13 protein-coding genes are annotated in these 12713 nt (G+C 61.6%); 5 read left to right on the top strand and 8 right to left on the bottom strand.

Annotation, left to right across the window (positions count from 1 at the left end):
- The first annotated feature begins 19 nt into the window (after positions 1 to 19).
- Entirely contained in the window at positions 20 to 742 is a 723-nt protein-coding gene (locus tag ACV8MC_RS03410; protein WP_236169687.1) for a tetratricopeptide repeat protein, read from the top strand.
- A gap of 9 nt (positions 743 to 751) precedes the next feature.
- Positions 752 to 1024 carry a DUF3613 domain-containing protein gene (locus tag ACV8MC_RS03415; RefSeq protein ID WP_150741614.1) on the top strand — a complete coding sequence of 91 codons (273 nt, stop codon included), beginning with the start codon at positions 752 to 754 and terminating at the stop codon, positions 1022 to 1024.
- A gap of 110 nt (positions 1025 to 1134) precedes the next feature.
- Here ACV8MC_RS03415 and ACV8MC_RS03420 read toward each other — a convergent pair whose 3' ends face one another.
- The 3 genes from ACV8MC_RS03420 to ACV8MC_RS03430 all read right to left on the bottom strand — a co-directional run bounded on the left by ACV8MC_RS03420 (position 1135) and on the right by ACV8MC_RS03430 (position 4417).
- Complete coding sequence (locus ACV8MC_RS03420) at positions 1135 to 1497, bottom strand: DUF6124 family protein (RefSeq protein WP_076565574.1); 363 nt, start codon at positions 1495 to 1497, stop codon at positions 1135 to 1137.
- Between the two features lie 1563 nt (positions 1498 to 3060).
- Positions 3061 to 3840, bottom strand: coding sequence for a response regulator (locus ACV8MC_RS03425; RefSeq protein WP_370695132.1), 780 nt, complete (start codon positions 3838 to 3840; stop codon positions 3061 to 3063).
- Between the two features lie 106 nt (positions 3841 to 3946).
- Complete coding sequence (locus ACV8MC_RS03430; protein WP_150638175.1) at positions 3947 to 4417, bottom strand: A24 family peptidase; 471 nt, start codon at positions 4415 to 4417, stop codon at positions 3947 to 3949.
- 75 nt (positions 4418 to 4492) lie between these two features.
- Between ACV8MC_RS03430 and ACV8MC_RS03435 the strand changes: the two genes are divergently transcribed.
- The gene (locus tag ACV8MC_RS03435; protein WP_024011435.1) at positions 4493 to 4939 is read left to right on the top strand and encodes a TadE/TadG family type IV pilus assembly protein; all 447 of its coding nucleotides are present in this window, start codon (positions 4493 to 4495) and stop codon (positions 4937 to 4939) included.
- Positions 4936 to 7698 carry an ATP-binding protein gene (locus ACV8MC_RS03440; protein ID WP_457264470.1) on the top strand — a complete coding sequence of 921 codons (2763 nt, stop codon included), beginning with the start codon at positions 4936 to 4938 and terminating at the stop codon, positions 7696 to 7698. Before ACV8MC_RS03435 ends, ACV8MC_RS03440 begins: the two co-directional genes overlap by 4 nt.
- Here the strand turns inward: ACV8MC_RS03440 and ACV8MC_RS03445 are convergent.
- From ACV8MC_RS03445 to ACV8MC_RS03465, 5 genes are all read right to left on the bottom strand, one after another.
- The gene (locus tag ACV8MC_RS03445) at positions 7683 to 9680 is read right to left on the bottom strand and encodes a pilus assembly protein TadG-related protein (protein ID WP_457264472.1); all 1998 of its coding nucleotides are present in this window, start codon (positions 9678 to 9680) and stop codon (positions 7683 to 7685) included. The two genes, ACV8MC_RS03440 and ACV8MC_RS03445, sit on opposite strands and share 16 nt — an antisense overlap.
- Before the next feature lie 219 nt (positions 9681 to 9899).
- Positions 9900 to 10457 carry a DUF4136 domain-containing protein gene (locus ACV8MC_RS03450; protein ID WP_056787721.1) on the bottom strand — a complete coding sequence of 186 codons (558 nt, stop codon included), beginning with the start codon at positions 10455 to 10457 and terminating at the stop codon, positions 9900 to 9902.
- Between the two features lie 41 nt (positions 10458 to 10498).
- Entirely contained in the window at positions 10499 to 11110 is a 612-nt protein-coding gene (locus ACV8MC_RS03455) for a DUF4136 domain-containing protein (protein WP_252877370.1), read from the bottom strand.
- A gap of 12 nt (positions 11111 to 11122) precedes the next feature.
- On the bottom strand, positions 11123 to 11872 hold the full coding sequence (locus ACV8MC_RS03460; protein WP_073471798.1) for a methyltransferase: 750 nt from the start codon (positions 11870 to 11872) through the stop codon (positions 11123 to 11125).
- Positions 11872 to 12174: a MazG-like family protein gene (locus ACV8MC_RS03465; protein ID WP_016771852.1), complete on the bottom strand. Its 303-nt coding sequence runs from the start codon at positions 12172 to 12174 to the stop codon at positions 11872 to 11874. The genes ACV8MC_RS03460 and ACV8MC_RS03465 overlap by 1 nt, the downstream gene beginning before the upstream one ends.
- A 245-nt stretch (positions 12175 to 12419) precedes the next feature.
- On the opposite strand from ACV8MC_RS03465, the gene ACV8MC_RS03470 reads away from it, so the two are divergent.
- Positions 12420 to 12713, top strand: a complete 294-nt coding sequence (locus tag ACV8MC_RS03470) for a hypothetical protein (protein ID WP_039757018.1) — start codon at positions 12420 to 12422, stop codon at positions 12711 to 12713.

Consider the following 12713-nt stretch of genomic DNA (forward strand, 5'->3'; position numbering starts at 1 on the left):
GGCTCATGGAGAGCGTCTGATGAAAGTACTGATAGTCATGGCAAGTCTGTTGCTGCTCAGCGGCTGCGCCACGGATGGCCAGGCGCCGTGGACCTCGCTGCTGTCGCCGTCCAGCTGCAGCAAACTCACGTCGGAGCAGGAACTGTCGCTGAACCTCGCCGATGACCTGGCCAGCGACGGCAAGCTCCACGCCAGCCTCGCCAACCTGCAAAGCCTGCCGGACAACCTCAGCGAAGTGCGCCTGCGCAAAGCCAAGGTTTATCGCCTGCTCGGCCGCAGCGAAGCCGAGCCGCTCTACCGCAGCCTGCTCGGCGGCTGCCTCACCGCCCAGGCCGAACACGGCCTCGGCCAGGTCTACGCCGCCCGTGGCGACAACGGCCAGGCCCAGGCCCACCTGCAACGCGCCGCGCGCCTGGCGCCCACCGACGAAAAAATCCGCAATGACCTCGGCGTGGTCTACCTCAACCAACTGCGCCTCAACGAAGCGAAATTCGAATTCCTCACCGCCATCGAACTGAGCCAGAACAATCAGTTGGCGACGCTGAACATGGTCACCCTGCTGCTCTACCAGAACGACTGGCCGCAAGCCGCGGAAATCGTCAGCCGCTCGAAACTGACCCCGGAGCAATTCACCGAAGCGCAGCAACGCGCAGAAAAACTCAAAGCCCCGACCAACACCAAAGCCGCCCCCGGCGACCGCGTCGCCGCCTTCATCGACCCGCTACCGCCGACGCTCGAATAGGAGACAGCCATGACCATCCGCAAAGGCCTGTGCTACCTGACCCTACTCACCCTGCCCCTCGGCGCCCACGCCATCGACACCGGCCCTGCTTCTGCGCAGCAGCAGGAAACCGAAGGCTGGCTGGTTCTGCAAAGCCGCAACAAAGCCGCCTCCCCCAAACCTCAGAGTGCAACAGCCACCGAACGCGAACTGGCGATGCGGCGCTGGCTGAAGAAATACCAGTACGAGATCCCGGATTTTTATGATCCGGATGCGGGCGGGAAGATCGAGAGCAAGAATTAGTTTGGTGGTGCCCTTGAAGGCCCCTTCGCGAGCAGGCTCGCTCCCACAGTCGACCGCGTGCTTTCGGTGGGAGCGAGCCTGCTCGCGAAGAACGATAACGCCGTCGCAGGTCAGGTCTGCGGATCAACCCGATCCAGCGCCCGATTCACGGCTAGCTCGGCCAGCATGACAATCTGCTGAATCGCCAACGCCGTGCTGCGCTGAAACCCGCTCAACTCGCCAGCGAAATTACTCGCCATCGCACTCGCTGACGCCAGCGACTCACAGGCATGCGCCAACAAGCTTTCGGTATCGACATTGGGCACCACCATGAACAGCGTGCTGGGCGGGTGCGGTTTTGCGGGTTCGGGGCAGAGATAGAAATCGAGCGCGCGTTTTATCGCTTCGCGGTTTTTTACCAGATCGTCGGCGCGCATGGCGTCTTCGAGCGGGGTGGTGGGGGATGGGGGTGGGTCTGGGATCAGTTTGTCCATTGAAACGGCTCTCCAAAATCTGCGGTGCGACCCAATGCCATTCTCACGGGGCAAAAGGTGGCAACTGTATGCGGGGTGAGAATACCGGTTATGGACACCCGGCCAGACCGAAGTCTGCCCGCACACAGCCGCCATGACACATTGCAGACAGCGGACAAGCTGGCGGCGATTATGCGTGCACAGATACTGGATGACCATAAGTAGCAGGGTTCTCACACCCGATCGCCGAAGATTCGACGACAGCCAGAGACTAGTGACCCGACGTCCGACGGACAACCTGAAAACCTTGTGGGAAGGTTCTGGCAAATCAGACACAGATTTAAACAATCAAAACCAAAAGCACCCTCACCCTAGCCCTCTCCCAGAGGGAGAGGGGACCGACCGAGTTGTTTGGGCGAAGTACACCGACCTGAAATACCGAGTCGAACACAGATTTTGAAGCAGATCAAAAGCACCCTCACCCTAGCCCTCTCCCAGAGGGAGAGGGGACCGACCGAGTTGTTTGGGCGAAGTACACCGACCTGAAATACCGGGTCGAACACAGATTTTGAAGCAGATCAAAAGCACCCTCACCCTAGCCCTCTCCCAGAGGGAGAGGGGACCGACCGAGTTGTTTGGGCGAAGTACACCGACCTGAAATACCGAGTCGAATGCAGATTTTGAAGCAGATCAAAAGCACCCTCACCCTAGCCCTCTCCCAGAGGGAGAGGTGACAGACCGAGTTGTTTGGGCGAAGTACACCGACCTGAAATACCAAGTCGAACACAGATTTTGAAGCAGATCAAAAGCACCCTCACCCTAGCCCTCTCCCAGAGGGAGAGGGGACCGACCGAGTTGTTTGGGCGAAGTACACCGACCTGAAATACCGAGTCGAACACAGATTTTGAAGCAGATCAAAAGCACCCTCACCCTAGCCCTCTCCCAGAGGGAGAGGGCTAGGGTGAGTTGTTTGGGCGAAGTACACCGACCTGAAATACCGGGTCGAACACAGATTTTGAAGCAGATCAAAAGCACCCTCACCCTAGCCCTCTCCCAGAGGGAGAGGGGACCGACCGAGTTGTTTGGGCGAAGTACACCGACCTGAAAAACCGAGTCGAACACAAATTTTGAACAACCCACAAATCGGCTCCCTCTCCCTCGGGAGAGGGCTGGGGTGAGGGGCGAATCCAGCGCAAAACAAAAGCCAGACACCGCATGCTTTTCACCACTCAACAATGAGCGCAAGCTCGAGTAGCTTTTGATCTTGATCTGGGAGCCCGTCGGCAGGCTGAGTGGAGGGATTGATCAGGGCGTGGGAGCGCAGCGACCGTACGACGCAGTCGTACACAGCGAGTGTAGGTGCAGCGGAGCAAACCGGAGCCGCTGCGCCAGGATCGATCCCGGAGCGAAGGAACCCCGAGCCCCAGCGAGCGGGCCGAACGTCAGGGCGAAGACCTTTTGGTTACTTTTGGGGCGTTTGCCAAAAGTGACCCGCCGTAAGGGCGGAACCGTAATCAGCGACACCAAAAAAAACGGATATTCACCCCAACCACCCAAAGCATGGTCGGCCCAAAGGCCGCCAAGTCAATGCGCAGTAACCCGCTGCCGCCCAGCAGATCCAACGGGCGAAAGGGCCAAAGCCAACTGCGTCCGATTATGCATATGCGTCAACCGCAACACCTGCGACACATACAGCTTCACCGTGTTCTCGGTAATCCCCAACTCACAGGCAATCTGATAATTGGTCTGCCCCTTGCCCACCAGCCGCGCCACATCCAACTGCCGGGGCGACAACTGACTGAACACCGCCGGCATCTCCACGGACTCAGGCTCACCATCACTCACCACCGGCACGGGCGAGCGCCGCACCTTGTCCAGATCCTGATAAAGGTCATCGATCGACTCGGACAAAAACTGCAACTTCTGATTCAGATGACCCAGATGCAAATTCTTCTGCCGTTCCTGCAAAGCCAGCTCCTGACGCTGCACACCCTCGAGCAACTCAGCCAGATCAATCGGCTTCTGATAGTAATCGGCAATCCCCGCACGCAACGCCTTGATCACATCCTGCTTGTCAGCGCGCCCGGTGAGCATGATCGCCTCGAACACCCGCTGCTTGCCGGCCAGCCGCTGCAAAGCCTGGATCAACTCGATGCCGTCCATGTCCGGCATGTGCAAATCACTCAGCACCAGACCGATGTCCGGGTCCGCCCTGAACAGCTCGATGGCTTCAAGACTTGAGTCGCACGGCACGCAACGGTAGCCACTGCTCTCGAGAAACTCACAGAGTTCTTCGACGATCAGCGGCTGATCATCGACCACGAGGATTTTTACCGAATTAGGCTTGTTCACGAACCACTCCATTTGCTCGGCCAACGCTGACGATTCCTGCACTTTGGTGGCGTATTCGCCTGAATTGAAAGTAGACCCACTTTCCGACTATGTACATAGGACTAGTGGCACCCCGCGATCAGGTGATCCAGTACAGCGAAAGCACTACCCCTACCCACACGAACGGCGCAAATGGCAGCTTTTTTGACTTGTCCGGGGCCAGATGCCGCAGATGCGCTCTAAGCCCTTGAGCCATATGAGGCCAGACTTTTGGCGCGAGCAGCAGCCACAGCACGCTGGCCACGCCCGCGCCGATAAACGCGCCAAGAACGAATATGCCGTTCGTCGCAAGACCCAGGGCTGTCATTAATTTCACATCACCAGCGCCCATGCGGCCCATGAAATAACCGGGCAGCGTCAGCAGCAAAGCGATCAGGCAGGCCCAGCCGCCCTGCCCCGCGTCGGCGCCCAGCCAGGTGCTGCCGGTCGCCAGCAACCAGACCAGCGCCAGCGCGCCCACGCCTAACGTCAATGCGTTGGAAATTCGCCGCTGCCGGGCATCTTGCGCGGCGCAGATCGCCAGCCAGATCAGAACGAGAGAAATCTGCATCCGCTGAAAGCCGTCCGTTTTGCCTGATTGATTCTATGCTGATACTACGCAGTGACTGTCAGGGTAGACGCACGCATGAAAAACGGCTTTCGCAGGTCGCAAAAAGGTGCGGTGGCGATCGAATTCGCCTTGGTGTTCATCATCTTTTTCGCAGTGTTTTACGGGCTGGTCAGCTACGGCCTGCCCTTCGTGATGATGCAATCGTTCAACCAGGCCACCGCTGAGGCGGTGCGCCGCAGCGTTGCGGTGGACCCGACCACGCCGAACTATTCGACGGTGGTGGTCAACACCGCCAATGCTGCGCTGACCCAACAACTGCAATGGCTGCCCTCGGCCTTGAATCTGGTGGTCGGGACCGACACCAGTGCGGCTTACGACGCGGGGACTGGCACCCTGACCGTCAGCGTCAATTACCCGGTGAGCAAGCTCAATCAGATCATGCCGTTTCTGGTGCTGCCCGGGATCGGCACGGTGCCTAATCTGCCCACGCACCTCACCGCCCGCTCGAGCCTGCAATTTTGACCGCCGGCGATAAGCTTTTCGGGCGCTTGCTCAAGCGCGCCCCCACCGCAGCCCACGACTTGCCGGACCACCTCGGCGCGCCGCCGATCGGCCTGCATTTTTATCTGGATGACAACGGCGCCGTGTTACAGATCGCCGGCCCGCTGCGGCATTTGCTCGCCCAGCACAAACCTCAGGGTCAGCCGCTGCCGCTTCGCGCCTATCTGCTGCCGCATAGCCTGCTGAGCGTCGAAGGCCAGCCGCGGGACTGGCACGGGCAATTGCTCGATCTGGATTTCACCGGCCTGAATGATCAGCCGCTGCACCTGCGCGGCTGGGTGCAGCCGCTGGAGGATGGCTGGCGATTGCAGCTGCTCGACATCGCCGACCTGTTGCTCGAACGTCAGCAAGCGCGCGACCGCGACGCCTGCCAGGCCCTCGCCGCGCAAGTCAGCGATCGCCTGCGCACCTGCAGCCTGACGCGTTTGCCGATGGTGCTCGGCGAACAATTGCAGGCCATCGCCCAGCGCTGGCACATCCCCTGCCTCGCCGTGGCCTTGCTGGATGAACAGGCCCAGGGCTGGCAGATTCATCAACAGTTTCGTGCCCACGACGCCCCGCAACTGTGGGAGGACGGCCAGCCATTGGGCACGCCGCTGGACAGCCTCAACGGCAGCGCACCGCAACGCCTCGCCGGCCCGCAGGGCCGCTATGAACATTCGCGATTGCAGGCCACGTTCGGCAACGCCAACGGGTTCGCTGTGCCCTACAGCAATGATCAAGGCGTGGTCGCATGGCTGCTTTGCGGGTTTTACACGGTCGACAACGTGGCGCCATGGCTGACCGATCGCGACTGGCTGACCCTGGCCGGTGCGCTGGCCGGACCGCTGCTCAGCCGCTTGCGCGAGCAGCGCCATGTGCAATCGATGGAACGTCTTGATTCCCTGCAAAACCTGCTCGGCACTGGCTGGTGGGAAATCAGTGCCGAAGAGCAGATTGCGCTGGCGCCGACGCTGGCCTCGGCACTGAATCTCAGCGATCGCCTGCTGCCGGTAGAAAACTGGCTGTCGCTGTTTCATCCCGCCGACCGCGACGAGTTGCGCAGCCGCCTGCGCGCCCTGCAACTGCAAGGAGAAGCGCTGACCCTGAGCGTACGTCTGCACCGCGCGGAGGTCGGCGCAGCAGCGACGTGGTATCGGATTCAGGGTCAGGTCAGCGGCACCGGTGAGCATCGGCGTCTGGTCGGATTCATGCTCGACATCAGCGACATCCAGAATCAACAACAGCGCGCCGCTGCCGCCCATGCGCGGCTGGATAATCTGATTGCCAGTTCACCGGCGGTGATCTACGTGCAGCGCTATGCAGAAGGCGCACTGGTTCCGGATTTTTTTAGCGCCAGCCTGCAACCCTTGCTGGGCTGGACGCTGGAAGATTGCGACACGACAGCGCTGGTCGAGCGCGTGCACCCCGACGACCGCGAACTGTATTTCCAGCGCAACCGCCAGTTGCTGCGCGAAGGCTCGGTGCGTGCGCGTTATCGCCTGCGCGACAGCCGTGGCGAGTACCACTGGCTGCTCGATGAGGCGAAACTGCTGCGCAATGATCTCGGGCTGCCGGTCGAGGCGGTGGGCCTGTGGCTGGATGTCACCGACGCGACGCTTGCCGCCGAGCAGGTGCGGCAGAGCGAGGAGCGCTACCGGATTCTGGTAGAGGATTCGCCGGCGATGATCTGCCGTTATCGCCCGGACCTGACGCTGATCTTTGGCAACCGACCCTTGGCGACTTATCTGGAATGCACCCCGGAACAACTGCCCGGCGTTGATCTGGGTGGCTGGATGTCCGAAGAACAGCGCCGCGCGTTTGTGCAGCGCCTGAGCCAACTGACCCCGGAACAGCCAGTGAGCACCGCCGAAATCAGCCTGCAATTGCCCGGACGCGAACACGCCTGGTGGGTCTGGTCGGATCGCGGCGTGTTCGATGAGCATGGGCAGTTGATCGAAGTGCAAGCGGTGGGCCGCGACAACACCGAGGTGCGCCGCTCACAACAGCAACTCACGCAAAGCGCGAAAATGGCTACCCTCGGCGAAATGGCCACCGGCCTCGCCCACGAAATCAACCAGCCGCTCAACGTGATGCGCATGGCCATCGTCAACGTGCTCAAGCGCCTCGGCAACGGTGATGTGCAGGTCGATTATCTGACCGACAAACTCAACCGTATCGACGCTCAGGTTCAACGCGCAGCGAAGGTGGTCGACCACATGCGTGTGTTCGGTCGCCGCTCGGAAATCGAACAACAATTGTTCAACCCGGCCCAAGCCATCGAAGGCACCCTGTCACTGCTGGCCGAGGGCATGCGCGGCAAAGGTGTCGATTTGCGCATCAGCGAAACTGCCTTCGAGGCGCAGGTGCGCGGCTACGTCGATCAGCTGGAGCAGGTGCTGATCAACCTGATGGTCAACGCCCGCGACGCGCTGCTCGGCAAGCGCGAGCACGACCCTGCATTCAAACCGTGGATTTCAATCTACGCCGAGCGTGACGAGGAAAGCGTGCGGCTGTGGGTCGAGGACAATGGCGGCGGCATCGATCCGCGTTTGCTGGAGCGGATCTTCGAGCCGTTCTTCACCACCAAGCCGATTGGCGTCGGCACCGGCCTGGGCCTGTCGGTGAGCTACGGCATCATCGCCAACATGGGCGGCCAGTTGAGCGTGCGCAACTCCACGGAGGGCGCACGGTTCTGCATCGAATTGCCGATCGCCAGCGACGATCAGATCACCAGATAGGCCTTGCCGGTCTGCCCGCAGGTCATGTTGGCGCCCACCTCGGTGTTCATCAGATTGATGCCCAGACCCTTGAGCAGATTGTTCAACAGCGGATCAAGCAATGGGCTGATCAAACCGGTGACCACCGGCAACAAGCGGTTGCTGACATCGCTGATCAGTGAAGCCACACCGGTGACGATGGCGCCCAGCGGATTGCTGCCCACGGGTTTGTAGACGATCAGGTTGATGCCGGACAGCGTGTTTGCCAGGCTGCCGACGATGTTGCTGGTCGGCGCGGCCGGCAGCAGGCTCGGCGGCAGTTTCAGATTGGCCGGGGTGGCGAAGGGAGTGGTGCTGGAAAACAGCAGATTCTGCGTGGTCTGCGCGACGCTGGTGTCGAGTTTGAGGGCGATGCCGCCCGCGCCGTATTGCACGTGGGAGGCGGCATCGCAACTGCCGATGCCGAGAATCTTGTGGCAGGTGATGATGCCGAGATCGACCAGCGGCAACGGCGTCACCGTTGGTTCGGCGACTGAAGAGAACGCCGCGACAGGATCGATCTTGCCGAGTTTGAGATCTGCCAGAGAGGTTGTGGCGGCGGCAGTCAGGCTTTTGCTATCGGTATCGCCGGTCGGGCAGCGGTAATCGGTGACATAGCTTTTCGCCCCGCCGGCATCCAGCGCGATGTCGATTTGCGGTGAGGGCAGCAGCTTCGGATCGAGCTGTTGGCAGCCGGCACCCAACAGGCAGAACACTGAATTGAGCGTGTCCACCAGATTCAGGCTCAACAGTGCATTGAGCGTCGGCGTCAGCGTACCGACCAGGCCCAGCACCGCATTGGTCAGCCCCGTCACCCCCGAGAGCACCGGCAGATTCACCGACAGCAGCGTGCGCACCTGCGCGGTGCGCACATAAATCCGGTCCGGTCCCAACGGATCGGCCTTGGCCCGCGCCGGGTCGCCAATCGCCGAGAACTGCGGCGGCTCGATCACCTTGACCCGCACCGTGACACCGGCCAGCCCCAGCACGTTGACCGGCAAGGTCGCCGCCACCGCGCTCTTGCTGTTGGCCAGTTGCACCACGCCTTGCACCAGTTGCAGCAATTGCAGATTGGCATCCAGCCCCGCCGCCGTAGTGCCGGTCTGCAGTTGCAGGATCTCGCCGAGTCTGACCGGCGCCGCGTTGATCGCGGCGACCTGCAACTGGCCCAGCGCGGTGACCACTTGCGCGGTTGCGCCGTTGAGCTGCACCACCGTCGCCGCTGCCTGAATCAGTTGCGTCACGGTCGCTTGGGTATTGAGCAACTGCGTGTAATTGCCGGCGCCGACGTTGAGGTCGATCGCCAGTTGATCGAGGTATTTGAGCAGGTTGATATCGGTGTGCAGCAAACCGTCCCAGCCCAACGCCGTGAGGTTGACGTTGCCGCCGAGCAACCCGGAAAACAGCGGATTGAGGATGTTCGACTGCGCCGTGTCGATGCTGGCGAGGGTGCTGCGGATATTCAGTTGGGCGATGGTCGGCTGCGGTTTGGCCGCGACTGCCGATGCATTGAGGGTGGTATTGAGGCTGACCGGCGTGGCGCTGAACAGCGCCTGCACACCACCAGCAAAACTGCTGGTGACCGTACGACTGGCGGCGACTTTGACTGCGCTTGATTGCGTGGCATCGACGGTGAAACTGCGCAAACCGCTGGCAGCGGTGGCCAGCGTGCCGCAAGTGGTGACGAGCGTATTGGCGGCGTCCACCACGTAACCATTGCGCAGCGCACTTTGCCCGGCATAACTGGCGGCGCTCAGCCCGGGCAGGCAATTGCCGCCGCGACTGACCGCTTCGAGGGCGGCGGTATCGACCACCCGCTGCAATTTGCGCTGTTCCATGTACAAGCGACCGCTGTCGACCACCAGCAACATCATCACCAGCGCCAGACTCAGGGTGGCGGCTGCCATCAAGCCGATCGCCCCGCGTTGCCGGGCCGGGCCGTTGCCTTGCGATCCTCGCGACATGGCGCACTCCTTTGCCGGCGCAGTGCCGAGCGCTACCTCCGTTGGTGAAAATGAGTGTAGACGCGGTCGGTCGAGAGTGCTGGCGTGGCGCCATTCCTGTCACCACCGCCACGGTGGGAGCGAGCCTGCTCGCGAAAGCGTCGTGCCAGAGGATTCAATGCTGAATGACACACCGCCTTCGCGAGCAGGCTCGCTCCCACAGGGACGGTTCAGAGCGGTTCAACGCGGTGGATAGTTGGCCAGAATCCGTGCGACGGTCTCGCGAATGGCATTGCTGCGGTCAGCCGGATTCGGGCGGTTGCTGAGCATTTGCTCATCGCTGCCACGCCAGACCAGTTTGCCGTCCTTGCCGTCGAGCAGGTCGATCTGAATGGTCGCGACCTTGTAGGTGATGTTGCGCGTTTCGTTGTACATCGGCGCGCCCCAGTAGCCGTTCCACGGGCCGCCCCAACCGCCGCCGTAATTGGTCGTCACTTGCTGCTGCCGGTCCTCGACGATCAGGTAGGTCTGCACGCTCAGATCACCCTTGCCACCGCCAGCGGCCGGGCGCAAACCGCGCTGATCGAGTTGATCGGACACCGCCTGGCGGATGCGCTGTTCGGTCAGGTCACTTTTGATGCGCGGATCATCGGGGCGATATTGCAGGGCCGGGTCTTTCCAACTCCAGCTGCGATACGCGGCAAAGTCGCGGCTGGCGTCGAAATCGTGATTGACCTGATTGGCGGCGCAGGCACTGAGCAGCGCAGCAACAGCGAATAGAGCGAGACGGCGGAACATGATTTTTCTCCGGGTGAAGACATGAACCTGCTGACACGACGTCAGCTGGGAGGATACGCCGCCATGGCTTTTTCCACAGCCTCGCGGATCGCATCGGCGCGTTCGATCTGATTGCCCTGGGTGCCGGTCTCGGCGCTGGCGCTCCACACTGGCTGACCATTGCCGGCATCGAACAGATCGACCCGCACCACTACGACCTGCTCTTGATAGGTGCGCACGATCGGCACGCTGTTGTACATGCCGTAACCGCGACCATAACGATCATAGCCGCCGTATCCGCCGTAGTAGCCGTAATCATCGCGCACCTGACGCAAACGGGTTTCCAGACGCAGGTCGGCGCTGACCAGCAGGTCCGCCGGGCGGTTGTCGCGCATCGGCCGCAAGCCGCGCTGGTCGAGGGCGTTGCTGACCGCCTCGGCGACCTGCGCCGAGTCGGCCCACGCCGTGCCCGGCGGCAACTGCCCGTTGCGCCAGGCCCAGTTGCGGTAGCGCCCGTAATCACGCGGCGGCGCCGGGTAGGCGCTGCGGTCGAAGGTGGTGGCAGCTTGCGGCGGTGCCGGCGGCAAGGGCCGCGACTGCGCCACGTACGGGTTGCTGCCCTGGCAAGCGGCCAACCCCAGACAAATCAGCAATAACCCGCATTGAGCTTTCATGTCGCGCTCCGCTCAGATCGGCCGGCAGATCCAGTGCAAGTAACGCCCAAGCCCGGCGAAGCCTGGGTGACGACGGTGCGCGAGTTCCATTTCCAGCAAATCCGCCAGTTCGGCGCGGGCCTGGAATTCCACCGGCATGTAATCGTGAAATACCCGTACGCCGCTCTGACTTTCGACCTGCCACATACCGGCGAGTTGCGTTGCCAATTCCCGAGGGTCGAGAGGCTGCTGCGGGGTCAGGCTCTGCTTCTCGCCGGCCATGACGTTCTTGCGCATTTTCTTGAAATGGCCCTTGAGCAGATTGCGATAAATCAGCGCATCACGGTTGTAGAACGCCAGCGACAGCCAGCCGCCAGGCTTGGTCAACTGATGCAGCACCGGCAGGATCGCGTGGGGTTCGGCGAGCCATTCCAGCACGGCGTGGCAGATCACCAGATCGTAGGGTTCGGTGAGCTGACCGGGCAGTTCCTGCCACGGCGCCTGTATGAATGTCGCGGTGTGTCCGGCTTCGGCAAAACGCTGGCGCGCACCCTCGAGCATCGGCTCAGCCGGCTCGGTAAAGGTGACGTCATGACCGCGCTCGGCCAGCCACAGCGACATGTGCCCAAGGCCACCGCCGATATCCAGCACCCGCAGCGGCCGATCCGGCAAGGCCTCGCTCAGGTCGGCCTGCAACACCGCGAGGCGAATCGCGCCTTTGGCGCCGCCGTAGATTTTTTCGGCGAAGCGCGTGGCCAACTGGTCGAAATGACGGTCGCTCATCAGCTGAACCGCCGTTCGCTGTCGGCGAGCTTGGCGCGCACCACTTCATTCATGTCCAGACCCAGTTCGCTGCACAGCAGCAACAGATACAGGACGATATCGCCGACTTCCTGCCCGGCGTGGGCGAGCTTGTCCGCCGGCAACTGGCGCGACTGGTCTTCTGTCAGCCACTGGAAGATTTCCACCAGCTCGGCCATTTCCACGCTGGCGGCCATGGCGAGGTTTTTCGGGCTGTGAAATTGCCGCCAGTCATTGCGGTCGCGAATGGCATGCAGGCGTTCGGTCAGTTCAACAAGGTTCATCGGGCTCTCCTGAAGACGCATAGCTTCGGGGGGATGCGGGCTGAAGGCAAGCAGCGCAGATGATCTATTGTGGGAGCGAGCCTGCTCGCGAAGGCGGTGGATCATCCAGACCGGATTTGCCTGACACGCCCCCTTCGCGAGCAGGCTCGCTCCCACACATGATCCGGGCAAACCTTCTATCATGCAGGGAACTCGGCCGCCCTCGGCGTGGCCCAAGGCTCAGCTCTTTCATCAGGGATGCACACATGCGTGTAGAAAGCTTTTTCGAATGGCTAGGCCAGGCACTCGGTTCGGTCATCCGCTTTATCGTCGATGGCCTCAGCGGCCTGTTCAATATGCTCAGCAATGCCGGCGGCAACTTTGTCGACGGCCTGGCGCAAACGCTGGGGATGGACACCTCGATCATCAGCATCATCGCCCTGATCGTAGGCCTGATGCTGCTGTGGTCGGCGATCCGGGCATTCATGAACGCGTCGATCATTGCCGGGATCATCTGGTTGTTGCTGGGGTTGTGGTTGTTGAGCTGGATTATTCACTAG

It is taken from the genome of Pseudomonas sp. PK-RTE-24, assembly GCF_054052265.1.

Excerpts from the sequence above, each read along its gene's own strand:
- ACV8MC_RS03410 (WP_236169687.1), top strand. The coding sequence starts at position 20 with ATGAAAGTACTGATAGTCATGGCAAGTCTGTTGCTGCTCAGCGGCTGC.
- ACV8MC_RS03415 (WP_150741614.1), top strand. The coding sequence starts at position 752 with ATGACCATCCGCAAAGGCCTGTGCTACCTGACCCTACTCACCCTGCCC.
- ACV8MC_RS03420 (WP_076565574.1), bottom strand. The coding sequence starts at position 1,497 with ATGGACAAACTGATCCCAGACCCACCCCCATCCCCCACCACCCCGCTC.
- ACV8MC_RS03425 (WP_370695132.1), bottom strand. The coding sequence starts at position 3,840 with ATGGAGTGGTTCGTGAACAAGCCTAATTCGGTAAAAATCCTCGTGGTC.
- ACV8MC_RS03430 (WP_150638175.1), bottom strand. The coding sequence starts at position 4,417 with ATGCAGATTTCTCTCGTTCTGATCTGGCTGGCGATCTGCGCCGCGCAA.
- ACV8MC_RS03435 (WP_024011435.1), top strand. The coding sequence starts at position 4,493 with ATGAAAAACGGCTTTCGCAGGTCGCAAAAAGGTGCGGTGGCGATCGAA.
- ACV8MC_RS03445 (WP_457264472.1), bottom strand. The coding sequence starts at position 9,680 with ATGTCGCGAGGATCGCAAGGCAACGGCCCGGCCCGGCAACGCGGGGCG.
- ACV8MC_RS03450 (WP_056787721.1), bottom strand. The coding sequence starts at position 10,457 with ATGTTCCGCCGTCTCGCTCTATTCGCTGTTGCTGCGCTGCTCAGTGCC.
- ACV8MC_RS03455 (WP_252877370.1), bottom strand. The coding sequence starts at position 11,110 with ATGAAAGCTCAATGCGGGTTATTGCTGATTTGTCTGGGGTTGGCCGCT.
- ACV8MC_RS03460 (WP_073471798.1), bottom strand. The coding sequence starts at position 11,872 with ATGAGCGACCGTCATTTCGACCAGTTGGCCACGCGCTTCGCCGAAAAA.
- ACV8MC_RS03465 (WP_016771852.1), bottom strand. The coding sequence starts at position 12,174 with ATGAACCTTGTTGAACTGACCGAACGCCTGCATGCCATTCGCGACCGC.
- ACV8MC_RS03470 (WP_039757018.1), top strand. The coding sequence starts at position 12,420 with ATGCGTGTAGAAAGCTTTTTCGAATGGCTAGGCCAGGCACTCGGTTCG.